This window comes from Bradyrhizobium sp. Pa8 (genome assembly GCF_052588265.1).
Map to the genome: position 1 here is coordinate 3,945,409 of NZ_CP176767.1, position 22,840 is coordinate 3,968,248.

The 22,840-nt window shown below is 64.8% G+C and carries 24 protein-coding genes; 17 read left to right on the forward strand and 7 right to left on the reverse strand.

The features are described 5' to 3' along the window. The first annotated feature begins 101 nt into the window (after nt 1-101). The 3 genes from ACKWRH_RS17575 (at nt 102) to ACKWRH_RS17585 (ending at nt 2,702) form a co-directional block, all read left to right on the forward strand. A complete protein-coding gene (locus ACKWRH_RS17575; RefSeq protein WP_445221603.1) occupies nt 102-875 on the forward strand; it encodes a ferredoxin--NADP reductase in 774 nt (257 codons plus the stop codon). A gap of 106 nt (nt 876-981) precedes the next feature. Then, complete coding sequence (locus tag ACKWRH_RS17580; RefSeq protein ID WP_445221604.1) at nt 982-1,305, forward strand: hypothetical protein; 324 nt, start codon at nt 982-984, stop codon at nt 1,303-1,305. Between the two features lie 89 nt (nt 1,306-1,394). Continuing rightward, nucleotides 1,395-2,702 (forward strand): cytochrome P450 family protein, encoded by a 1,308-nt coding sequence (locus tag ACKWRH_RS17585; RefSeq protein WP_445221605.1) that lies wholly within the window; start codon nt 1,395-1,397, stop codon nt 2,700-2,702. Here the strand turns inward: ACKWRH_RS17585 and ACKWRH_RS17590 are convergent. Continuing rightward, nucleotides 2,603-3,853 (reverse strand): DUF763 domain-containing protein, encoded by a 1,251-nt coding sequence (locus ACKWRH_RS17590; RefSeq protein ID WP_445221606.1) that lies wholly within the window; start codon nt 3,851-3,853, stop codon nt 2,603-2,605. The two genes, ACKWRH_RS17585 and ACKWRH_RS17590, sit on opposite strands and share 100 nt — an antisense overlap. Nucleotides 3,854-3,975: 122 nt before the next feature. Between ACKWRH_RS17590 and ACKWRH_RS17595 the strand changes: the two genes are divergently transcribed. Next, complete coding sequence (locus tag ACKWRH_RS17595; RefSeq protein WP_445221607.1) at nt 3,976-5,121, forward strand: mechanosensitive ion channel family protein; 1,146 nt, start codon at nt 3,976-3,978, stop codon at nt 5,119-5,121. 17 nt (nt 5,122-5,138) lie between these two features. Here the strand turns inward: ACKWRH_RS17595 and ACKWRH_RS17600 are convergent, their stop codons facing one another. Together ACKWRH_RS17600 and ACKWRH_RS17605 are read right to left on the reverse strand one after the other, a co-directional pair. Beyond that, the gene (locus ACKWRH_RS17600) at nt 5,139-5,933 is read right to left on the reverse strand and encodes an ABC transporter substrate-binding protein (protein ID WP_445221608.1); all 795 of its coding nucleotides are present in this window, start codon (nt 5,931-5,933) and stop codon (nt 5,139-5,141) included. Nucleotides 5,934-5,943: 10 nt separating this feature from the next. Beyond that, complete coding sequence (locus ACKWRH_RS17605) at nt 5,944-6,921, reverse strand: tripartite tricarboxylate transporter substrate binding protein (RefSeq protein ID WP_445221609.1); 978 nt, start codon at nt 6,919-6,921, stop codon at nt 5,944-5,946. Between the two features lie 114 nt (nt 6,922-7,035). On the opposite strand from ACKWRH_RS17605, the gene ACKWRH_RS17610 reads away from it, so the two are divergent. From ACKWRH_RS17610 to ACKWRH_RS17640, 7 genes are all read left to right on the forward strand, one after another. Further along, a complete protein-coding gene (locus ACKWRH_RS17610; protein WP_445221610.1) occupies nt 7,036-7,746 on the forward strand; it encodes a TetR/AcrR family transcriptional regulator in 711 nt (236 codons plus the stop codon). A gap of 30 nt (nt 7,747-7,776) precedes the next feature. After that, a complete protein-coding gene (locus ACKWRH_RS17615) occupies nt 7,777-8,661 on the forward strand; it encodes an amidohydrolase family protein (protein WP_445221611.1) in 885 nt (294 codons plus the stop codon). Beyond that, entirely contained in the window at nt 8,658-9,959 is a 1,302-nt protein-coding gene (dctA, locus tag ACKWRH_RS17620; protein WP_445221612.1) for a C4-dicarboxylate transporter DctA, read from the forward strand. Before ACKWRH_RS17615 ends, dctA begins: the two co-directional genes overlap by 4 nt. 66 nt (nt 9,960-10,025) lie before the next feature. Further along, nucleotides 10,026-10,739 carry a PIG-L deacetylase family protein gene (locus tag ACKWRH_RS17625; RefSeq protein ID WP_027517331.1) on the forward strand — a complete coding sequence of 238 codons (714 nt, stop codon included), beginning with the start codon at nt 10,026-10,028 and terminating at the stop codon, nt 10,737-10,739. Continuing rightward, nucleotides 10,736-11,419: a 4-carboxy-4-hydroxy-2-oxoadipate aldolase/oxaloacetate decarboxylase gene (locus ACKWRH_RS17630; protein WP_445221613.1), complete on the forward strand. Its 684-nt coding sequence runs from the start codon at nt 10,736-10,738 to the stop codon at nt 11,417-11,419. Before ACKWRH_RS17625 ends, ACKWRH_RS17630 begins: the two co-directional genes overlap by 4 nt. Before the next feature lie 27 nt (nt 11,420-11,446). After that, nucleotides 11,447-12,316 (forward strand): hypothetical protein, encoded by an 870-nt coding sequence (locus ACKWRH_RS17635; protein ID WP_445221614.1) that lies wholly within the window; start codon nt 11,447-11,449, stop codon nt 12,314-12,316. Next, entirely contained in the window at nt 12,316-13,233 is a 918-nt protein-coding gene (locus tag ACKWRH_RS17640) for a DUF1932 domain-containing protein (RefSeq protein WP_445221615.1), read from the forward strand. Before ACKWRH_RS17635 ends, ACKWRH_RS17640 begins: the two co-directional genes overlap by 1 nt. A 17-nt stretch (nt 13,234-13,250) precedes the next feature. On the opposite strand, the gene ACKWRH_RS17645 is transcribed toward ACKWRH_RS17640, so the two are convergent. From ACKWRH_RS17645 to ACKWRH_RS17655, 3 genes are all read right to left on the reverse strand, one after another. Continuing rightward, entirely contained in the window at nt 13,251-13,562 is a 312-nt protein-coding gene (locus ACKWRH_RS17645; RefSeq protein WP_445221616.1) for a hypothetical protein, read from the reverse strand. Between the two features lie 151 nt (nt 13,563-13,713). Continuing rightward, complete coding sequence (locus ACKWRH_RS17650) at nt 13,714-14,919, reverse strand: amidohydrolase family protein (RefSeq protein WP_445221617.1); 1,206 nt, start codon at nt 14,917-14,919, stop codon at nt 13,714-13,716. A gap of 73 nt (nt 14,920-14,992) precedes the next feature. Then, nucleotides 14,993-16,231 carry an amidohydrolase family protein gene (locus tag ACKWRH_RS17655; protein WP_445221618.1) on the reverse strand — a complete coding sequence of 413 codons (1,239 nt, stop codon included), beginning with the start codon at nt 16,229-16,231 and terminating at the stop codon, nt 14,993-14,995. Nucleotides 16,232-16,375: 144 nt separating this feature from the next. On the opposite strand from ACKWRH_RS17655, the gene ACKWRH_RS17660 reads away from it, so the two are divergent. Both ACKWRH_RS17660 and ACKWRH_RS17665 read left to right on the forward strand, forming a co-directional pair. Further along, nucleotides 16,376-16,795 carry a nuclear transport factor 2 family protein gene (locus ACKWRH_RS17660; protein ID WP_445221619.1) on the forward strand — a complete coding sequence of 140 codons (420 nt, stop codon included), beginning with the start codon at nt 16,376-16,378 and terminating at the stop codon, nt 16,793-16,795. A 127-nt stretch (nt 16,796-16,922) separates the two neighbouring features. Further along, a complete protein-coding gene (locus ACKWRH_RS17665) occupies nt 16,923-17,831 on the forward strand; it encodes an amino acid ABC transporter substrate-binding protein (protein ID WP_445221620.1) in 909 nt (302 codons plus the stop codon). Between the two features lie 10 nt (nt 17,832-17,841). Here the strand turns inward: ACKWRH_RS17665 and ACKWRH_RS17670 are convergent, their stop codons facing one another. After that, nucleotides 17,842-19,068 (reverse strand): MFS transporter, encoded by a 1,227-nt coding sequence (locus ACKWRH_RS17670; protein WP_445221621.1) that lies wholly within the window; start codon nt 19,066-19,068, stop codon nt 17,842-17,844. Nucleotides 19,069-19,159: 91 nt separating this feature from the next. Here ACKWRH_RS17670 and ACKWRH_RS17675 point away from each other — a divergent pair, with 91 nt between their 5' ends. From ACKWRH_RS17675 to ACKWRH_RS17690, 4 genes are read left to right on the forward strand one after another with little or no spacing between them, the layout of a single operon-like run. Beyond that, a complete protein-coding gene (locus ACKWRH_RS17675; RefSeq protein WP_445221622.1) occupies nt 19,160-19,633 on the forward strand; it encodes a MarR family winged helix-turn-helix transcriptional regulator in 474 nt (157 codons plus the stop codon). Nucleotide 19,634: 1 nt separating this feature from the next. Continuing rightward, nucleotides 19,635-21,686, forward strand: a complete 2,052-nt coding sequence (locus ACKWRH_RS17680; protein WP_445221623.1) for an FUSC family protein — start codon at nt 19,635-19,637, stop codon at nt 21,684-21,686. Continuing rightward, nucleotides 21,683-21,889, forward strand: a complete 207-nt coding sequence (locus ACKWRH_RS17685) for a DUF1656 domain-containing protein (RefSeq protein ID WP_028146630.1) — start codon at nt 21,683-21,685, stop codon at nt 21,887-21,889. Before ACKWRH_RS17680 ends, ACKWRH_RS17685 begins: the two co-directional genes overlap by 4 nt. Beyond that, nucleotides 21,886-22,752, forward strand: a complete 867-nt coding sequence (locus ACKWRH_RS17690) for an efflux RND transporter periplasmic adaptor subunit (protein ID WP_445221624.1) — start codon at nt 21,886-21,888, stop codon at nt 22,750-22,752. The genes ACKWRH_RS17685 and ACKWRH_RS17690 overlap by 4 nt, the downstream gene beginning before the upstream one ends. The last annotated feature ends 88 nt before the right edge of the window (nt 22,753-22,840 follow it).

Here is a 22,840-nt window from a genome sequence, read left to right on the forward strand (position 1 = left end):
GGAGCAAGCAGGATTATTCATTAGTACACGAATGATCGTGTACAAACGACGCATAGCTGCCCCGCCTCGAAAACCGCATTGGAAGCGACAGGGAAGGTGAGATGAGCAATTTCAATCAGGAAAGCGTTTTGAGCGTCCACCACTGGACCGACACGCTGTTCTCTTTCAAGACCACCCGCAGCCCGACCTTCCGTTTCCGCAACGGCGAATTCACCATGATCGGGCTCAAGGTCGGCGAGAAGCCGCTGCTGCGGGCCTACAGCGTCGCCAGCGCCAATTACGAGGACACTCTGGAGTTCTTCTCGATCAAGGTGCCGGACGGTCCGCTGACCTCGCGCCTCCAGCATCTGAAGGAAGGCGACGAGATCATCGTCAGCCGCAAGGCCACCGGCACGCTGGTGATCGACAATCTCGAAGAGGGCCGCAACCTCTACCTCATCGGCACCGGCACGGGCCTCGCGCCGTTCCTGAGCGTGATCAAGGACCCCGAGACCTATGAGCGGTTCGAGAAGGTCGTGCTGCTGCACGGCTGCCGTCATGTGAAGGAGCTCGCCTATGGCGAGATGATCACCGAGACGCTGCCGAAGGACGAACTGATCGGCGAGTACATCCGCGATCAGCTGATCTACTATCCGACCGTGACCCGCGATCCCTTCCGCAACCGCGGCCGCATCACCGACCTCATCACGTCCGGCAAGCTGTTCGCCGATATCGGCCTGCCGCCGCTGGAAGCCGCCCATGACCGGGTCATGATCTGCGGCAGCCCGGCATTGGTCGCCGACACCCGCACGCTGCTGGGCGAGCGTGGCCTCATTGAAGGCAATCATGGCGAACCGGCCCAATTCGTGGTCGAAAAGGCCTTTGCCGAGCGCTGATCGCGGATTTTTTGCGCAATAAGACCGTATTTCCGCCGTTCGGCGGGCGTTGCGGCGCCGATTCCGTGCGCGATACACTGTGGGAACGAATCAGCGGAGTTCCCACATGGTTGCGGACAGCGACAGCAACATCGCCTGGCACCGGGTCCAGTTGAAGAAGAACCGCGCCGAGTTGAAGGCGCTGGAGACCGCGCGCTTCACGATGGGCGAGATCGCGTCTTCGAAGCGGAATGGGCAGACCCAGAAGGCGATCGCGGAACTCAAGCGCAAGATCGCGCAGTCCGAGCGCGTGATCGCCGATCACGACAAGCGCACGCGCCGCCCCCTCGGCACCGATCTGCAAAGCCTCGCCAACGGTAGCTGGAGCCATTGGGACGCCTACACCAATCAGCAGCGCAAGACCGGCCAGCGCTCGCCGGGGCGCGGATAGGCTCTCTTCTCTTCGCGCGGTTCCGGCCCTTGCGCGTCGCCTCGTACACACCATCTGGTTGAGGCGCCATCAAGCAATACGGTGATCCCATGACACCGCGCCTCGATTTCACCAGCGAGGCCTTCTTCCGCGATCCGCCCAAGGCGATCGCGGCGCTGCGCGCGTCCGGGCCCGTGGTCGCGACGCGATTTCCTCTGGTCGGCGATGTCTGGGTCACCACGACCCATGACGCCACGGCGCAGGTCCTGAAGGACAGCACCACCTTCACGCTGCGCAAGGGGGACGGCAAAGTCGCCGGCCTGCGCTGGTGGATGCCAAAACTGGTCACCACCATCGCCAACAACATGCTGACGATGGACGAGCCCGATCACACGAGGCTGCGCAGCATCGTGGACGAGGCTTTTCGCCGCCGCGCGATCGTGGCGATGGAGCCACGCATTCGCGCCATCGCCGACGGCCTGGCGAACGACCTGTTTGCCGATGGCAGCCCCGCCGACCTCATCCAGCGTTACGCCCGCATCCTGCCGGTATCGGTGATCTGCGAATTGCTGGGTCTGCCTGCGGCCGATCGTCCGCGATTCATCGGCTGGGCCAACAAGATGTCGTCGCTGACGAATGTCATCAGCTTCTTCCGCCTTCTGCTCGCGTTTCGCAAGATGCGCGCCTATCTCGAACGGCAGTTGCAGATCGCGCGCGTGCAGGGCGGCGAGGGCCTGATTGCCGAGCTGGTTCAGGTCGAGCGTGAGGGCGGCCAGATCACGCCGGACGAAATGGTGTCGATGGTGTTCCTGTTGCTCGCGGCAGGATCGGAGACCACGACGCATCTGATCAGCGGCTCGGTCTACGAGCTCCTCAGAAATCCGGGCTTGCGGGATTGGCTGGAGGAAGACCGGAGCCGCGTCGGGCTCGCCGTCGAGGAGTTTTTGCGCTTCGTGTCACCGGTGCAGTTTTCCAAGCCGCGCTATGTGCGGCGGGATATCGAGCTTGCGGGCGTGCCGCTGAAGAAGGGCGATCGCGTCATGGTCATGCTCGCCGCGGCGAACATGGATCCGGCGGTGCATGACCGGCCCGAGCGGCCCGACCTCACGCGCAAGCCGAACCGTCACATCTCGTTCGGAACGGGAATTCACTTCTGTCTCGGCCATCAACTCGCACGGATCGAGGCGGCCTGTGCGCTGGAGGCGCTGTTTGCGCGATGGCCGAAGCTCGGTCTCGCCGTCGATCCCGCGCAGATCCACTGGCGCAAGCGGCCGGGCATGCGTGCGATCGCGGAGTTGCCGGTCGTCGCGGTGGACAGTCAGCCCGTCGATTTCCGTGACGCCACGACATCGCGCTCCCAGCCGAACACGGAGCGGCCGTCGAGATCGGGCGAGGCTTCACGCTCTCCGGCGATGTAGGCCTCGACCGACGGACCGCTGGCAGTCCGCTCCAGCCGCCGCGCCTGGTCGTCGAGGCGCCTGATCGCCTGCATCTCCTCTTCGCGTCCGAGCTTGGCGTTCTGGATCGCGCCCTTCAGCACGCGGATGGTCTCGTCATAGACCTTGATCGGGACGGGGTAGGGATGCCGGTCCTTGCCGCCATGGGCGAGCGAGAAGCGTGCGGGATCGTGGAAGCGATAGGGCGCGCCATGCACGACCTCGGCGACCATCGCCAGCGAGCGCACGGTGCGCGCACCGACGCCGGGCGTCAGCAGCAATTCCGGGAAATCGACCGGGCCGCGTTCGGCCGCGGCGGCCAGCGTGCCGTGCAGGCGGCGTGCGAACACGTCCTTCGGCCTGACATCATGATGCGCGGGCATGATCAGATGCTGCAGCATCGCCTGCGCCGGCTCGGGCGCGGTTCCAACGAGCCGCTCGAATTCTGAGAGGATGCGATCGGGGCCGAGACCGCTCAACAGTTCAAGCTGCGCGGCGCGCGAGACATCGGCGCGGTGATCGGTGAGATTGACGATCTCGCCCTGCTGCGGGCCGTCGATCGCGCTATGCGGCGTGTCGACAAAACTCTTGAATGCTTCCGAATGCCAGTGATAGCGGCGGGCCTGCCGCTTGTCGCCGTTCATGCCCTGTTGCACCACCGTCCACTTGCCGTCGGCGGTGACGAAGAAGCCGTGCAGGTACAGATCAAAACCGTCCTGGACCGCGGCGCTGTCGACCTTTGCGACCAGGCGACTGGCCCGCGTGAGGCTCGCGCCGTCAAAACCGACGCGATCGCCCAGTTGCAACAGCTCGTCCGGCGTCTTGCGCGAATGCTGGCCGCGGCCGCCGCAGACATAGATGCCGAGCTCATCCTGAAGCGGGCCAAGCCCGCGCTTCAGCGCGCCGATCACGGAGGTCGTGATGCCCGAGGAGTGCCAGTCCATCCCCATCACGGCGCCGAACGACTGGAACCAGAACGGATGCGAGAGCCGCTGGAGGAAAGCGTCGCGTCCATAATGATGCACGACCGCCTGCGTGACGATCGCGCCCAGCGACGACATGCGGGTGGCGAGCCAGGGTGGAACCCGGCCGGTGTGAAGAGGAAGATCGGCGCTGCCGGTTCGGCGAGTCATGATTGCCCAGAGATAGCGCAGTTCGGCGACGGTTGCACCAGAGGGATGCTGCATTGCACTGAGCGGAGGGAGCGAAGCCCGCTGGAACGCGTTGAGACGCGAATGGAAATGCGGGGACCTCAATGAATCGGCAGGCCGTCATGGCCGACATCGACAAGATGTTCGGATGGATACCGTCATGGTTCGTCGGGCTCAGCCTGGTCGCGGTTGCGATCCTGATTGCGCTGTCGCTTTATCGGCTTGCGGTCTGGCTGCTCAACCGCACCTTCGGAACCCGGCTACCGCTTCTGAGTGTGTTCATCGAGCGCACGGCCGGCCCGGCCCAGCTGGCGCTTTGCCTTGCCGCCGTCGCATTGGTGCTGCCGCTCGCGCCGCTCGACAGCGCGTTCCGCACGCCGCTGACGAGCCTGTTCGTCGTCGCCTTCATCGCGCTGATCGGCTGGATCTCGATCCGCATCGTCGATATGAGCGCGGCGCGCTACCTCCAGAATTTCCGCGACGTCACCGAGAATTTCGTTGCGCGCAAGCATGTCACGCAGGTGCGTGTGTTCAAGCGTGTCACCGACATCATCATCGTCATCATCACGGTCTCGACCGCGCTGATGACGTTCGATTCGGTCAGGCAATATGGCGTCAGCCTGTTCGCCTCCGCCGGCGCCGCCGGTATCATCGTCGGTCTTGCCGCGCGGCCGCTGCTGAGCAATTTGATCGCGGGGTTGCAGATCGCGATCACCCAGCCGATCCGCATCGAGGATGCCGTGATCATCGAGAACGAGTGGGGCTGGGTCGAGGACATCGCCGCGACCTATGTGGTGATCCGGCTATGGGATTGGCGTCGCATGGTGGTGCCGTTGTCCTACTTCATCGAAAAGCCGTTTCAGAACTGGACGCGCGACACCGCGTCCCTGATCGGCGTGATCGCGCTCCATGTCGATTACCGTGCCGACGTGCCGCGCATCCGGCGTTGGCTGGAGGGCGCGGTGAAGGAGTCCAAGCTCTGGGACGGCGCGGTGGTCAATCTCCAGGTGATCGATGCGGACTCGCGCACCATCGAGCTGCGCGCGCTGGTCAGCGCGCGGAACGCGCCGCAATCCTGGGACCTGCGCTGCGAGATGCGGGAGAAGCTGATCGCGTTCATCCGCGACGAGATGCCGGAAGCCCTGCCGCGCGAACGCGCGATCCTGATCCCGCAAGGAGGGAGCGATGATGCCGAATTCCTGCATCGCTCCACTGCGCCGGAGAAAATGCGGGCCAACGTGCGCAATTGATCGGTGCGGCTCTTCCTTTATCGAGCCTTGGTTGCGCCGCGCAGGCCCGCCTGCTGCTGGATCGTGTCCAGCGCGCCCGACGACTGCTCGTCCGTCACGAAGCGGTTGAGCAGGGGGAGGGCGTCCTCCCGTCCCTTGGGGATCGCGATGGCCATATGCTCGGCGCCCCAATTGCCGTCGAGGATTTTCGCGCCCGGCATCTGGTCGGACATCTCGAACAGCGTCGGTTTGTTGGTGGCGTAAAGGTCGATCTCGCCGCGGCCGAACATGGCGATGGCGACCTTGACGCTTTCGGCGGGAACGATGGTCGCGGTCCTGAACTTCGCCGGCAATGTGCGTTCTGAGGTCGAGCCCTTGGTGACGCCGATCTTCACGCCCGGTCTGTCGATGTCCTCGATCTTGCCGATCGGCGAGTTCGCCGGGACGAGATAGCCGAGCTCGATCACCAGCACGGGCTGGCTGAAGCTTACGTCATTGGCGCGGGCCGGCGTGGCGTTGGTCACGGTGAAGTCGACCTGGCCGTCGTGGATCGCGGTGACGATGTCGGCGACGCGCTGAAACCTGACATAGTCGATGCCAACGCCGAGCCGTTTCGCCAACTCGCCGCCGAGATCGTAGGCCAGGCCATGCGGCTTGCCGGCCGCATCCGTCACCATCGAGGTCGGGCTGCCCGGATAGATGCCGACACGCAACGTGCCGCTCGGCGCCAGCAGCCTGGCTTCGCCATCGGCGCGCGCGGGCGCGCCGAGCAGGCCGATCATTGCAAATGCGAGCAGGGCGGTGGGCGCAAATCGCCGGGAAGAGGTCCTCATGTGACGAGCCTCACTGCGCGCGGATGTCGGCCGCCTTCAGCACCGGCTCCCATTTGGTCGCCTCGGCGTGCATGTAGGCGTCAAAGTCCTTGGCGGAAGAGCCGACCGGCGAGGCGCCGATCTTGCCCAGCGTCGACAGCACGTTCGCGTCCTGCAGCGCCGCCTTCAGATCGGTCTCGAGCTTCGCCACGATCTCCGGCGGCATCTTGGCAGGTCCAAGAACGCCCCACCAGACCGAGACGTCGTAGCCGGGGACGCCGGATTCCGCGATCGTTGGCACATTCGGCAGCGCCTTGGAGCGTTCGGCCGAGGTCACCGCGAGCGCGCGCACCGGGCCGCCTTCGAGCTGGCCGATCGCTTCCGCGAGCGGATTGATGCTGAGTGGAATCTCGCCAGCGATCACGGCGGTCAGCGCCGGTGCGCCGCCTTTGTAGGGGATCGCGACGATCTTGCTGCCGGACATGTATTTGAGCAACTCGCCGGCGAGATGCGCCGAGGTGCCATTGCCGGACATGCCGTACGACAGCTTGTCCGGGTCCTTCTTCGCGGCGGCGAGGAGGTCGCCGAGCGTCTTGTAGGGGCTGTCCTTGGCCACAACGATGGCGAGCGGCGAGGAGGCGACTTCGGTGATCGCGGTGAAATCCCTGAACGTGTCGTAGGGCACGCTCGGATAGATGAACTGGTTGAGCGGATGGCCGCTCGCGACCAGGATCAGCGTGTAGCCGTCCGGCGCTGCCTGCGTCAGCGCCTGCGAAGCGACGATGCCGCCGGCGCCGGGACGGTTGTCGATCACCGGCTGCTGGCCCCAGGTCTTCGCCAGCGCCTGGCCGAGCGTACGCGCGAGCACGTCGACGGCGCCGCCTGCCGCGTAGGGCACAAGGATATGGACCGGCTTGCTCGGGTAGTTGTCGGCGGCCTGCGCGCCGCCGCCCAGCAGCAGACCGGCACCCAGCATCAAACCGCCGATTGTCTTGTTCAAACCCAGCATTTTCCAGCACTCCTTGCGGGCTTTCGCATCCTGCCTCGGTGTTCCGAGCCGTCCGGACGCCGCCCATGGTTCTTGTTGACGAGACCTGATCTTTTGTACGATAGTACAAATCACATGGTACGCAAGCCCACCAGCAAGGAAACGGCCCGCAAGCCGAACATGCGCGAGGCGATCCTCGCCGCGGCCGAGGAGCTGTTCGCCACCAACGGCTTCAACGCCGTCTCGGTGCGCGACATCGCCCAGGCCGCCGGCGCCAATCCCGGCAGCGTGACCTATCATTTCAAGACCAAGGACGGCCTGCTGCTGGAGATCTACCAGCGCCATTGCGGGCCGATGAATTTGCGCCGTTCCGAGCTGCTCGCCGCCGCCAACCGCGTGCGCGATCTCCAGGACCGGCTGGAGGCGGTGGTGCGCGCCTATGTGGTGCCGGCGTTCACCTCGGGCAGCGATCTCGCCGGGGGCGGGGCGCGCTTCACCCGGCTGCGCGCCGTGATGTCCGCCGAAGGCAACGAGGTCGCGCGAAAAATCATCGCGCAGACCTTTGACGACACCAGCCACGCCTTCATCGACGCGGTCCACGAGAGCCTGCCGCATATTCCGCGCACCGATATCGTCTGGCGCAGCCACTTCCTGCTCGGCGCGCTCTATTACTCGCTGGTGACGCCCGACCGCGTCTCGCGCCTGTCGCGCGGTGAGGCCGACGGCAGCGATGCCGCCAGCGCCATCGAGCAATTGGTGCAGGCCACCGTCGCCGCGTTCCAGGCGCCGGCGCTCGATCAGGCCGCGCCGGTACGGCGGCGGCCGGTCGTCAGCAGCAAGACTTGAAAGAAGCGATCTCGCTCGGCGGTTCACCTGATGACAACGATGTACACGCCGACCATTCCGCCGCCCGATCCGAACACGCGCACGCCGAAGTTCAAGTTGCCAAAGCTGTCCTGCGATGCGCATTGCCACATCTTCGGGCCCGGCGCGACATATCCGTATGCGCCCGACCGTTCCTACACGCCGCCGGATGCGCCGCTCGAGGATTTTCGTGCGCTGCATGCCAAGCTCGGCGTCGAGCGCGCCGTCATCGTCAATGCCAGCGTGCACGGCACCGACAACACGGTCGCGCTCGATGCGATCGCACAGAGCAATGGCACCTATCGCGCGGTTGCCAATATCGACGACACCATCACCGAGCGTGGCCTCCGGGTGCTGCACGAGGGCGGCTTCCGCGGCTGCCGCTTTAATTTCGTGCGCCATCTCGGCGGCGTCCCCGACAAGAGCGTGTTCAACCGCGTCATCGCGATGGTCGCGCCGCTCGGCTGGCACATCGATCTGCATTTCGATGCGATCGACCTGCCCGAATATGCCGACATGCTGGCAAAGCTGCCGCTGAGCTACACCATCGACCATATGGGACGGGTGAAGGCGTCCGAGGGGCTCGACCAGCTTCCGTTCAAGATCCTGATCGAACTGATGCAGCGCGACGAGAAATGCTGGGTCAAGATCTGCGGCTCGGAGCGGGTGTCCTCGGCCGGCCCGCCGTTCACGGACGCGGTGCCGTTCGCGCGAAAGATCGTCGAGACCGCGCCTGACCGTGTCATCTGGGGCACCGACTGGCCGCATCCCAACGTCAAGGTGATGCCGAATGACGGCGATCTGGTCGACCTGATCCCGCTGTTCGCGCCGGAGCGGGAATTCCAGCAGAAGATCCTGGTCGACAATCCCACGCGCCTGTTCGGGTTCGACGAATGACCGTGATGGCGATCGACAAGCCGCGGGGACGCGCCTGGTGGAGGGAGCTCTGGATCCAGGTGCTCATCGCTATGGCGGCTGGCATCGCACTTGGGATCGTCAATCCCGAGGCGGGCGCCAAGATGCAGCCGCTGGGCGACGCCTTCATCAAGGCGATCCGGATGCTGATTGCGCCGATCATCTTCTGCACGGTCGTGCACGGCATCGCCCACATGGCGGACATGGCCCGGGTCGGCCGTGTTGCGGTCAAGGCGATCGTCTATTTCGAAATCATGACGACGATCGCGCTGATCATCGGTCTCATCGCGGTCAATCTGCTCAGGCCCGGCGTCGGCATGAACATCGATCCAGCCAGCATCAATGCCAGCGCCATCGAACCCTATGTCAAGCAGACCGGCGCGATCGGCTTTGTTCCGTTTCTCCTGAACATCGTGCCGGCGACCTTCATCGGCGCCTTTGCCGAGGGCAACATCCTCCAGGTGCTGTTTATCTCCGTGCTGTGCGGCTTTGCCCTGGTCCAGCTCGGCGAGCGCGCCGCGCCGCTGGTCCAGCTGATCGACATCGCCGCCAAAATGGTGTTCGCCGTCGTCGGCTTCGTGATGTGGGCGGCGCCGATCGGCGCGTTCGGCGCCATCGCCTTTACGGTCGGCAAGTTCGGCGTCGGCTCGCTGGCCTCGCTCGGCAAGCTGCTGGGCGGATTTTATCTCACTTGCGTGATCTTCGTCATCGTGGCGCTCGGCCCCGTCGCGCGTCTCTGCGGCTTCTCGCTGCTCAAGCTGATCCGCTACATCTGGGAAGAGCTGTTGATCTGCATCGCCACGACGTCGTCGGAGACGGTGCTGCCGCGGATGCTGACCAAGCTGGAGAAGGCCGGCTGCGAGCGCAGCGTGGTCGGGCTGGTGATCCCGACCGGCTATTCCTTCAATCTCGACGGCACCTGCCTGTATCTCGCGGCCGCCTCGGTCTTCCTGGCGCAGGCGACCAACACGCCGTTCGAGTTCGCCGAGCAGATCGAGTTGCTGTTGATCCTGCTCGTGACCTCCAAGGGCGCAGCGGGAATCGCGGGCGCCGCCTTTGTCGTGCTGGCGGCGACGCTGTCGGCCACGGGCTCCATTCCGGTGACGAGCGTGGCGCTGGTGCTCGGCATCCATCGCCTGATGTCGCAGGGGCTGACGCCGACCAATCTGATCGGGAACGCAGTTGCGACCATTGCGATTGCCAAATGGGAGGGTGCGCTCGACGGCGAGCGTCTGAGGCGCGTGCTCGACGGCGAGGAACCCGCGGCTGCTGCCGCCTGATGAATTGGCATCCTGCATGAGGCAGGTGGCCTATGATGCTTATGAACGAAAAAGGGGAGTAGTCCCATGAAAACAGGTCTCGTGATCACCGCCCATCCCGGCGATTTCGTCTGGCGCGCCGGCGGCGCCATCGCACTGCATGCGAAGAAGGGCTATCGCATGAAGATCGTCTGCATGTCCTTCGGCGAGCGCGGCGAGAGCCAGTTCGCCTGGAAGGAAAAAGGCGCGACGCTGGAGTCGGTCAAGGCCGGCCGCAAGGACGAGGCGGAGCGGGCGGCGAAGCTGCTCGGCGCCGAGATCGAGTTTTTCGACTGCGGCGACTATCCGCTGAAGCTCACCGAGGCGCATTTCGACCGCATGGTCGACATCTACCGCGAGCTCAATCCGAGCTTCGTGCTGACGCACGCGCTGGAAGACCCCTACAATTTCGACCATCCGAACGCCGCGCATTTCGCGCAGGAGACACGTGTGGTCGCGCAGGCGATGGGTCACAAGCCCGGCGCGCAATACAAATACTCGGCGCCGCCGGTGTTCCTGTTCGAGCCGCACCAGCCGGAGCAGTGCAATTACAAGCCGGACCTGCTCCTCAAGATCGACGAGGTCTGGAAGGAGAAGTACGAGGCGTTCCAGATCCTCGCCGCGCAAAAACATCTCTGGGGCTATTACGAGCGCGTCGCGCTCAACCGTGGCATCCAGGGCAGCCGCAACACCGGCGTGCCCATGACCTATGGCGAGGCCTATCAGCGGCTGTTCCCGACGGTTGCGGAGGAGCTGGCATGAAGTCCGTCGTCGTTCGCAACATTGAGCGAGCCGATCCCGCCGGAATGGCGGAATACGGCGTCTCGACCGTGCACGAGGCTTACGGCCGCATCGGGCTGATGAAGCCTTATTTGCGCCCGGTCTGGGCGGGCGCGTCAATTGCCGGCCCCGCCGTCACCGTGCTGGCGCAACCCGGCGACAACTGGATGATCCATGTCGCGGTCGAGCAGTGCAAGAAGGGCGACATCCTCGTCGTCGGCTGCACCACCGACAACACAGACGGCATGTTCGGCGAGTTGCTCGCGACGTCGCTTCAGGCGCGCGGCGTGCAGGGGCTGATCATCGACGCCGGCTGCCGCGACGTCAAAGCGCTGCACGAGATCAACTTTCCGGTGTGGTCGCGCGCCGTCTCGGCCAAGGGCACGGTCAAGGCGACGCTCGGTTCGGTCAACATTCCCGTGGTCTGTGCCGGCGTCAACGTCGATCCCGGTGACATCATCGTGGCCGATGACGACGGCGTCGTCGTGGTGCCCAAGCACTATGCCGCTGAGGTCGCCGAAAAGGCGAAGAAGCGCAACGCGGACGAGGGCGGCAAGCGCAGGCGGCTCGCCTCGGGTGAGCTCGGCCTCGACATGTACAGCATGCGCGAGGCGCTGGCGAAAGCCGGCCTCGTCTATGTCGACAATCCCGAGGACGTCTGAGCGGGACCAGAGAAGCGGAGCGGGCGGATGGATCGTCTCAAGTTGAAGGCCGTGCTCGGCAGTCATCCTCACGTGCAGGCGGTGAAGAGCGGCGAGCTCCGCTCCGACCTTTTCGACCTCGATTTCATCGCGTACACGCCGACCAACACGGCGTTCAAGCCGATGGTGCGCGAGCAGGCTTTCGACGTCTGCGAGATGGCCATCGTCACCTATCTGATGGCGAAAGCCCACGGCAAGCCGCTGGTGCTGCTGCCGGCGACCATGATGGGCCGCTTCCAGCATTCCTATGCGCTCTATAATCCGGCGCATGGAACGCTCGGCCCCTCCGATCTCGAAGGCAAGCGCGTCGGCATCCGCTCGTTCACGACCACGACGGGCGCATGGATCAGGGGCATCCTCGCCAATGACTACGGCGTCGATCTCGACAGGATCAAATGGGTGACGTTCGAGGATCCGCACGTTGCCGAATATGTCGACACCACCGAGCGCGCGCCGAAGGACAAGAAGGTCCTGCAGATGCTGCTCGACGGCGAGCTCGATGCCGTCCTCGGCGAGACCTCTGATCATCCCACATTGAAGCCGCTATTCCCCGATCCGGCCGCGGAAGCAGCCAAATGGTACGCGCATCGCGGCGTCGTCCCTGTCAATCATCTCGTGGTCGTGACCGAAAAGCTCGCAAGATCGCGCCCCGATGTGGTTGCGGGCATCTATGATCTCCTGAAGCGGAACAAGGCGCAGGTGGGACCTGCGGGGACGCCCGACCTCGTTCCGTTCGGGATCGAGGCGAACAGAAAACCGTTGGAGCTGATCGTCGACTACGCATTCCAGCAGGCGCTGATCCCGCGCCGCTATGCGGTCGAGGAGCTGTTCGACGAGACGACACGAGGATTGAATTGATGGCAGGTGATCCCAGGCGCTGGCAGATCGGGCTCGTCGGCTACGGCGAGGTCGGCAGGATCCTGGCCGAGGATTTGCGCCAGCAGGATGTCAAGGTAGCCGCTTACGACATCAAGCTCGCAGGCGAGCACGGCGCTCCGCTGAAGGAGCATGCGGCGAAGTTCGGCGTGACGCTGGCGGTGTCTCACGCCGAGCTGACCGCGAAATCCGATTTCATCATCTCCGCGGTCACGGCGAGCCAGGCCGTGCCCGTTGCAAAAGCCTGCGCGGGTGCGATCAATCAGGGCACCTGGTTCCTCGATTTCAACTCGGCCTCTCCCGGCGCCAAGCAGCGCGCCGCCGCGCAGATCGACGGCGCGGCCGGGCGCTACGTCGAGGGTGCCGTGATGACCTCGGTGCCGCCTTATCGCATCAAGGTGCCGCTGCTGCTCGGCGGGCCCGGCGCGAAGGAGCTGGAGCCGCTGCTGAACACGATCGGCTTCGCAGCCAAGGTTGCGAGCGACAAGCTCGGCGTGTCGTCGGCTGTGAAGATGTGCCGCAGCATCATGATCAAGGGCCTCGAGGCCATGGTCATCGAGAGCTTTACCACGGCGCGCGCCTATGGCGTCGAGGATGCGGTGCTGGCCTCGCTCGCGGAGACGTTTCCGGGGATCGACTGGGAGACGCAGGGCGCCTACTTCTTCCAGCGCGTGATCGAGCACGGCCGCCGCCGCGCCGAAGAGGTGCGGGAGGTCGCCGAGACCGTGCGCGAGGCCGGGCTGACGCCATGGTCGGCGCAGGGCACCGCCGAGCGCCAGGCCTGGGTCGCCGATCTCGCTGATGAAGACCTGTTCGGCATCAAGGGGACGAAGGAATTTGCCCGCAGCGCCGATTGGCGCACCGAGGCGGATCGCATTCTCGCAAAGATCAAGCGCTGAGCTCCAGCGCGTTCAGCTCAAGCCTCTGCTGCCGTCGCGTAGTCCGAGAGTTCGTCACGTGCGAGCTCGATCAGGCTGATCAGGCTCGTGGCTTCGCGGACGACTTCCGTGGTGCGCTCGGTGCGGAACTCGGTGAGAATCGTGCGAATGCATTTGTCGGCGGTATCGAGTGTCAACAGCGCGCGGGCCATGTCGTCCTGCGTGTGGATTGCCGATATGTCGAGGCCTGACAGGACTTCGCCGATGCCAGTCAATCGCTTGATGGCGATCTCGGCGGGCGTGTTGGCCCGAATGGACTGGTAATCGATGCTGCTGAATGCGCTGAACATTCCATACTCCCCAGAGAACGCAGATGTCAGTGCGGGTCTTAGTATGATCTCCTTGGCCCGTCGTGCAATGCGCGCATTTACGGTCAGGGATTCTACCGGATTCGGGGATGAGGAAAGCTAGCGGTATAATCGAACGGAAGAGATCCGATCATTAGCCGCGCTTCCCGACAATCTTACCGTCGCATGCGACGAGCTTGCCTTCCTTGTACACGGAGCGCCCTTGCGGCACTCCGACAACGGCTTCAGGAACATGCTCGGCATTCAGTGTCACGAAATCGGCCTTGGCGCCGACGTGCAGGCCATAACCTTCGAGCCGCAGCGCTTTTGCGCCTGATACGGTGACGATATCGAAAGCGACGCGCAGTTCTTCGTCGATGTTGAAGCCCGAGCGATAGCCGAGCGTCGTGGCCCGGCGCAGCATGTCGCCGTCGCCATAGGGCCACCAGGAATCGCGGATGTTGTCGTTGCCGCTGAAGACGGTGACGCCGGCATTGCGCAGGGCCAGGATCGGCGGGAAGGGCCGGGCGCCCGGCGCGTTGGTCATGATCGCGACGCCGGAGCGGGCGAGGATGTCGGCGATCTTCTTGAGGTGATCCATGGAGATGTCGCCGAGCCCGTAAGCATGGCTGACGGCAACGCGTCCCTCCATGCCGAGCGCTCGCGTGCGCGCTGCAATCTGCTCGACTTCGAACGCGCCCAGCGTGCCCATGTCATGAAGATGGATGTCGACGTCGACGCCGTGCCTGCCGGCCACGCCGAACACGACGTCGAGATGCTTTTCGATGTCGCGATCGAAGCTTGCGGGATCGAGCCCGCCGACGAGATCGGCGCCGAGCCCGATGGCCTCGTCCAGCAATTGCGGCGTGCCCGGGCTCATCAGGATGCCGCTCTGGGGGAAGGCGACGAGCTGGATGTCGATCAGGCCCTTGTATTCCTCGCGCACGCGCATAATCGTCTCGAGCGATTTCAGGCCGACCGAGCCGTCGACCATGACGTGGCTGCGCATCTGCGTGGTGCCGTGACCGATGCAGAGGTCGAGCTGGTTGCGTGCGCGCACGTCCATCGGCGCTGATATGGCCATGTTCTGGGCCTGGAAGGCCACGCGCTCATGCACGTCGAACCCGTTGGTGCATGGCTTGTGCGGGCGCCAGGCGTCGCCATAGAAGCTGGTGTCGAGATGGATGTGGCCTTCGACGAAGCCGGGAACGACGAGGACGTTGCCGAGGTCGATGGTCTCGTTCGCGGCGGGACGCTCATCGACGGGCGTGATCGCGGCGATGCGGCCGTCGGCGACGGCGATGTGATGCCGGGCTCCGCCGTCGAAGCGCGCGTTCAGGAAGATCGTGTCGAAGGCCATCCGGTTGCTCCGTTGGTCGATTGTGATGATCATCGCGCAAGCTGCGGGCAGGGCGCAAGGCGCGGAAACTCGGTCAGCCCGGCCCGAACAAGGTGGGCCGCTGCCGCTCGAACGTCTGGCGGCCGCGCTTGAAGCCCATCACGATGTCCGGCAGCTCGGCGATGGCGAAGCGGCTGTCCTGGGTTTCGAGCACGACGAGATCGGCGGGGTTGCCGACCTTGATGCCGTAATCGCCAAGGTTCATCAGCCGCGCCGGCAGCTCGGTCACGAGATCGAGGCAGGTATCGAAGTCGCTGACCGAGGCGTGCGCGACGTTTGCATAGAAATTTGCCATCCGCAGCAGCGAGGCGTCGCCAAACGGCGTGAACGGATTGAGCACGTTGTTGGTCGCAACCGAACACAACACGCCGTCACCGGCGAGCTTGTGCGCGAGCGTTAGTCCGCGCGGCACGTTGTGGGTGGCTTCGCGGCCCATCAGATAGAGATCGGTTGCGGGCAGCACCGTGACGGCAACCCCTGATTTCGCCAGCTGCGCGGTGGCCGCCTTCATCCGCTCCGGCGGCAGTGCCGAGAGTTTTGTAGCGTGGCCGATCGCCACGCGCCCCTGATAGCTGCGCCGCTCGGCCTGCCGGCAGACCTCGTCGAGGTGCCACCAGGAGGGATCGAGATCGAAGTCGAGATGGAGATCGACGTCGACGTCGAATTCCTGCGCGAGATCGAAGATGCGCTCGAGGTGCGCGTTCGGGTCGGTGTCCATGTAGGGACAGCCGCCGATCGCATCGCCGCCGTCGCGCAGCGCCTGCACCAGCAGCTCTTCGCTGCCGGGGTCATTCGTCAGGCCTTCCTGCGGGAAGACACAGAGCGACAGGTCGATGGCCCAGGCATAGTCGCGCTTCAGCGCCTTGACCGCCTCGAAGCCGCGCAAGGCAATGCGCGGGTCGATCTCGACATGGGTCCGCATGCGCGTCGTGCCGTGCACGATCGCGCGTTCGAGCACTTTTGCGCCGCGCGCGTAGACGTCCTCGAGCGTAAAGTCCTTCTTCATCCCGGCCACGGCGCGGATCGCGTCCGAGACGCTGCCGTGATTGTGCCCGCAGCGGCCGAGCAGGCAGGCCTTGTCGAGATGGATGTGGGTGTCGACGAACCCGGGCAGGACGAGGCGCCCGCCGACATCTACCTCGACGGCCTCGCAGGCAAGCCGCGGCTCGATCGCGGCGATGCGGCCGCCCTTCACGCCGATATCGACGGGTGCGGCGGATGATCGGAACAGCGTGTTGCGGAAGATCAGGTCGAAGGCGGGTTGGGCGGTCATGCAATGAATCTTCGGGCTGGACTTATAGCAGTCGGCGAGGCTTCGGGGTCGGCGGCAATGTAGCGGGGGATCTGATCAAAATATATGCGTGCTTTCCCCGACCTGGGCGATAGTATTTCGCGAATTTGTCCGGGAGATGCTGCCATGTCCGTAGCCGTGAAAAGCCAAAATGCGCCGTCGTCGGACGCCGAGATCGTGGAAGCCTATCTCACGGCCTCGATGATTCCCGATCCCGATGCCGCGGCGGCCTACATGAAGCCGGGCACGGTGATCACCTTTACCGGCGGGCGCGAGTTCGACCACCCGCGCGGGCCGACCGGCTTCAACGCCAAGCGCTATCGCTGGGTCAAGAAGAAGATGGATCGTTTCGACGTTTGCCCCGGTGCGGACGAGACCGTCGTCTACAGCGTCGGCACGCTCTATGGCGAGTGGATGGACGGCACGCCGTTCGAGGGCAACCGCTATGTCGACCGCTTCGTCGTCCGGAGCGGGCAGATCGTCAAGATGGACGTCTGGAACGACAGCGCCGAGCGCATCCTGGTGCAGCGGGGCATCGACGCGTAGGGGCTGTCACATCGAAAGCTGCGATAGCTGATAGACGCAGGCTGCTCTGGCGGCCGGCAGGCGTCTGCGCTATCACCCCTGCGATTGCGCCCGGCACGGAGGCGCAAGCCCCCTTGAGGAGCCCCCGATGCGTCTTCCCACCGTTATCCTGGCCGTCACATGTCTTGCGGGTGCAGCTTCAGCCGAGGACCTCTCGGGCACGCTCCAGAAGGTCAAGGAGACCAAGAAGATCACGCTGGGCTATCAGGAGGCCTCGGTCCCCTTCAGCTATCTCGACGGCAACCAGAAGCCGATCGGCTTCGCGATGGATATCTGCCTCAAGATCGTGGATGCCGTGAAGAAGCAGCTCGGCATGCCCGACATCGCCGTCGACACGCTCGCCGTGACGTCGTCGAACCGGATTCCGCTGATGGTCAACGGCACCCTCGATCTGCACTGCTCGGCCACAACAAACAACGCCGACCGCCAGAAACAGGTCGCCTTCACCAACACGCATTTTCTCAGCGCGACCCGGTTTGCAGCCAAGAAGGCCGCGAAGATCAACACCATCGACGACCTCAAGGGCAAGGCCGTCACGGCGGTGGCAGGCTCTGTCAATCTGAATCAGCTTGCCAAGGTCAACACCGAGCGAAATCTCGGCATCAGAATAATGCCGGCCGTGGATCAAGCCGAAGCGTTCCTGCTGCTCGAAACCGACCGCGCTCAGGCTTACGCGCTCGACGACGTCCAGCTTGCGGTCGCGATTGCGCGCTCGAAGGAGCCGGCGCTGTTCATGATCAGCGAAGAGACGTTCTCGAAGGCCGAGCCCTTCGGGATCATGCTGCGGCGGGAGGATGCGCCGTTCAAGGCGCTGGCCGATCGCGCGACCGCGGAGCTTTACGCGAGCCCGGAGATCGAGGTGCTCTACAGGAAGTGGTTGGAATCGCCGACGCCGCCGAACGGTCTCAACTACAATGTCCCGATGTCGGCGGCCTTGCGCAACGCCTTCAAGAAGCCGAGCTCGAGCGCCGATCCTGACGTCTACGTGGTGAACTAGGGCGAGGGCGCTAGCGCGTCCGAGGCGTGTCCAGCAACTGGCCCGCCAGTGCGACGCCGATCGCCGCGATCGCGGCCATGACAAGCGCCCAGGTCGCGAACAGCCGATGACCGATCAACGCGCCGCTCAGGAGCGGTGCGCTGATATTCGCGCCCGACATCAGGGACTGGTTGAGGCCCATGATCATGCCCTGGCGGTTGATCGCGGTCGCGCGCGACAGCTCCGCAGTCAGCGTGCTGCGGGCGAACATGGTGCCGACGATGATCAGCGTCAGCTCGACCGCGAGCAGGCTGATGTCGTTGCCGGCCGTCAGTCCCGCGAATCCAAGGCTCATGAAGGCGAACGCCGCCATCACGATGACCCGATCGGAGGCGATCAGGTTCGCGCGGCTGATCAAAAGACCCTGAACCACCATCTTGATGAAGCCGGCATAGGCGAACATCCAGCCGAGTTCGCGCGCGCCGAAGGGATGTCCGTCCCAGGAGTACCGCGCCGACAGGAACAGGCCAATCTGCGACAGGAACATCGAGTTGACGAAGAAGAACACGATGAGCAGGCCGAGCAGCCGCCAGGCATAGCGCATGCCGAGCAGGCTGCGGGTCAGCGTCGGCTCGGGCACGCGATGCTGGTAGAGCGGCTCGGACGCCGGGTGATCCCGCGGGAGCAGGGCGATCGTCGCAACGATGCTGATCAGCGAGAGCGCGGCCGCGGCCCACACCGGCGCGGTCTCGCCGTAGTGCACGAGGAAGCTCGAGAGAGCAGGGCCGAGCAGCAGCCCGGTTCCGATCGCACCGCTGGTCATGCCGAGTGCCTGCTTGCGTGTTGCCGGCGCGCTGTGCTCGGCGGCATAGGCGTGAGCGACCGAGATGTTACCTGATGTCAGGCCGTCGATGATACGCGCCAGGAACACCAGCGTCAGGTTGCCCGCCAATGCGAGCAGGATGAAGCCGATGAAAGTCCCGATCTGGCTGACGACCAGAACCTTCCGCCGGCCGTAGCGATCCGAGAGCATGCCGACCACAGGGCCGGCAACGAGCTGACAGGCGGCATAGGCCGAGATCAGCGCGCCGAGCAGGAACGGCGTTGCACCGAGCCGCTGCGAGTAGAACGGCAGCAGAGGCAGGATGATTCCCATGCCCGTGGCGTCCACAGCGACGACCACGAAGGTCGGGACCAGCGTCAGCGTGCTCTCGCCGGTTATCGTCTCGCTTGCCTCGGTCGCGGAACCCGGTCCCATCCAGCGCTGTCCTCGTTCGCATTTGCGTGATCGATTGCGATACGTCGGATTATATAGTTGCAGGCTAATAGTTCGCGTCCTATCAAATTGCATGGCTCCCTCGCAGGCGCATATCCACGGCGAGATCGGCCGGCTCATCGCACGTCTGGCCCGCATCTGGCGCCGCGAGTCGGATCAGGCGCTGTCCGATCACGGCCTGTCCTACGCGACCGCGATTCCGCTGCTGGTGCTGTCGCGGCAGGGCGAGAACGTGCGCCAGGGCGTGCTCGCCGACGAGCTCGGCATCGAGGGGCCGTCGCTGGTCCGGTTGATCGATCTGCTCGAGGTCGAGGGGCTGGTTGAACGTCGCGAGGATCGGAGCGACCGCCGTGCCAAAACGCTACATCTGACCAAAGCGGGCGAGGTCAAGGTCGAAGAGACCAACCGGGTGCTGCGCCGGGTGCGGGCGAGCCTGCTCAAGGATATCGGCGCGGACGAACTTGCGATAACCTTCGAAACTCTCCAGCGCATCGAACAGCGGGCCAGTCGCCTGCAGGACGCCAAGACCGGTCCAGAGACGAAATAGCATGCGTGCGCAAGAGCCGTTCCTGGTCCGCCACGCGGACGTCATTTTTGCGTTGAAGACGTTTGCCGCGTCGATGCTGGCGCTCGTCATCGCCTTCGCCATGGACCTGCCGCGGCCCTATTGGGCGATGGCGACGGTCTACATCACCTCGCAGCCGCTGGCGGGCGCGACCAGCTCAAAAGCGTTCTTCCGCGTCATGGGCACGCTGGTCGGCGCCACCATGACGGTGGCGCTGGTGCCGAACCTGATCGATGCACCGGAATTGCTTTGCCTCGCGATCGCGCTCTGGGTCGGGCTCTGCCTCTATCTGTCGCTGCTGGATGGCACGCCGCGCAGCTACGTCTTCATGCTGGCGGGGTACACGGTCGCGTTGATCGGGTTTCCCTCGGTCTCCGAGCCCGGCGCCATCTTCGATACCGCCATTGCACGGGTGGAGGAGATTTCCCTCGGCATCATCTGCGCGAGCCTCGTCTCCACCATCGTCTTTCCTCGCAGCGTCGCGCCGGCCGTTGCCAAGCGCGTCGACGCCTGGCTGTCGGATGCGCAGCGCCTGAGCCAGGCGGTGCTGCTTCGTCAGGGAACGAGTGAGACGCGCCGCGGCAGGCGGCTCAAGCTTGCGACCGACATCGTCGAGATCGACACGCTTTCCGCCCATCTTGCGTATGACCGGCTGACCGATCGCAATGTGGTGACCGGCCTCGGCGAGGTCCGGCTGCGCATGCTGATGCTGTTGCCGGTGATCGCCTCGCTGGAGGATCGGCTGGCTGCATTAGGGGAGGAGGCGTTGCGCCGGCAGCCCGAGCTGAAGCGGCTGCTGGAGGATCTTGCGCAATGGATTGCGAGCGACGTCGGCGCGCGGCAACCGGCCGATCCGATCCGCGCCGTAATCGCAGAGCGACAGGCGGTGCTCGATGACAGCGCCTCATGGGAGCGGATCATCACCACGAGCCTGCTGTTGCGACTGCGCGAGCTGGTCGACCTCTCGCGCGACTGCCGCTTGCTCAGCGAGGCCATCGCCGAGAGCCGCAATGTTTCGACGCTCGATCTGGCCTTCCGTTCCGAGGCCGGTGCCGCGCCGGTGCGCCATCGCGACCGCGGCCTTGCCTTGTGGTCGGCGGCCGGCGCGGCCGCGGCCATCCTGATCTGCTGCGCATTCTGGATCGGGACCGGCTGGCCCGACGGCGCGTCGGCGCCGATGATGGCGGCGGTCGCGTGTTCCTTCTTTGCCGCGCAGGACGAGCCCGCACGTTTCATCCGCAGTTTCGGCCTGTGGTCGCTGGTCGCCATCGTGGTCGTCGCGATCTATCTGTTCGCGCTGGTGCCCGCGATCTCCCATATCGAGGTTCTGATCGTCGCGCTGGCGCCGACCTTTCTGCTCTACGGCTTCCTGATCGGACGGCCGGCAACGGCGGGAACAGGCATGGCGCTCGCGGCCAACACCGCAACGCTGCTGGCGCTGCAATCGACCTACAGCGCCGACTTCGCATCCTATGCCAATTCTGCGGTCGCCTTCTTCGTCGGCGTCGTGATCGCCGAGCTCGTGACGCGGATCGCGCGCGGCGTGGGCGCGGAGTGGGTCGCCCATCGCCTGGTGCTGTCGAGCTGGAAGACGCTCGCGGTCGCTGCCGAGCGCCGTGGCAAGCATGATCGGGCAGAGTTTGCGGGCCTCATGCTGCATCGGCTCGGGCTGCTGGTGCAGCGCATCGCCTTCCTCTCCGAGAGCGATCGCCACGATGCCGACAGCCTCGTGCAGCTTCGAATCGGGATCAATATCATCGACCTGCGCCGCGCCCGCTATGGGCTTGCCGCAACTACCATTGCCGTCATCGACGACATGCTTGATCAGCTCGCGATCGCTTGCCGCAGCCATGCCGGTGGAGGAATGCCGACCGAGCTGTTGACCAGCGTCGATCGGGCGCTGGCCAAGGCGGTGACGGATTCCAATGACAGCGCGCGCGAAGATGCCTTGATCGGCCTCGTCGGCATCCGCCGCGGCCTGTTCCCGGACGCACCGGCCTATCGACCGCGTGCAGGCGAGAGCGTTGCCGCATGAGATACGTGATCGACATCTATGGCGTGCTCGTGCCGGCGCTGCTGCTGTGGATCATCGTCGCCTACGTCCTGAGCGCGATCCTGCGCCGGCTCATGCAGCGCTTCGACCTCTACCGGCTGGTCTGGCACCGCGCGCTGTTCGATTTTGCGATTTTCGTCTGTCTTCTCGGCGGCGTCGTCTATCTCTCGGAGTTTTTGCCATGAAGGGGAATTTCGCCTGGTTTGGCCGCCTTGCGCTGACCGTTCTCGCCGTCGTCGCCGCGCTCGCGGTCGGCCGTGAGCTTTGGGTCTATTACATGGAGCAGCCCTGGACCCGCGACGGCCGCGTCCGCGCCGACGTGGTGCAGGTCGCGCCTGACGTCTCCGGGTTCGTCACGGAGGTGCTGGTCAAGGACAACCAGAAAGTCCATCGCGGCGATGTGCTGTTCCGGATTGATCGCGAACGTTTCGCGCTGGCCTTGCGGCAAGCCGATGCATCGGTGGCGGGTCATCAGGCCACGCTCGACATGGCCAATGCCGATCTGAAGCGCTACAGCGCGCTGACCACGGACGCGGTGTCGCAGCAGAAGCAGGAGCAGGTACTGGCGGCCCAGCTGCAGGCCAAGGCAGCGTTCGATCAAGCCGTCGCCGATCGCGCGGTCGCGCAGCTCAATCTCGACCGCAGCGAGGTTCATGCCTCCGTGAACGGTGTGATCACCAACATGGATCTGCGCCCGGGAGTCTACGTCTCGGCCGGGAAGGGCGTGATGGCGCTGGTCGACACGGACACGTTGCACGTGGAGGGCTATTTCGAAGAGACAAAGCTCGCGCGCATCCGCACCGGCGACAAGGTGCGGGTTCGCCTGATGGGCGAGACGGTCACGCTGTCGGGCCATGTCGAGAGCATCGCCGCCGGCATCGAGGACCGCGACCGCGCCGAGGGCGCGAGCCTGCTTGCCAATGTCAACCCGACCTTCAGCTGGGTGCGGCTCGCCCAGCGCGTCCCGGTGCGCATCGCGCTGGACAATGTCCCCGACACCATGTCGCTCGTCGCCGGCCGCTCTGCGACGGTAGAGGTATTGGACTAACGCAACGAGCCCATGGATCGCGCCTGGCTTGGGGAAAACCGCCAACAGGCGTTTCAATGCCAAATCGCAGGGCTAATCCTGACGCGCT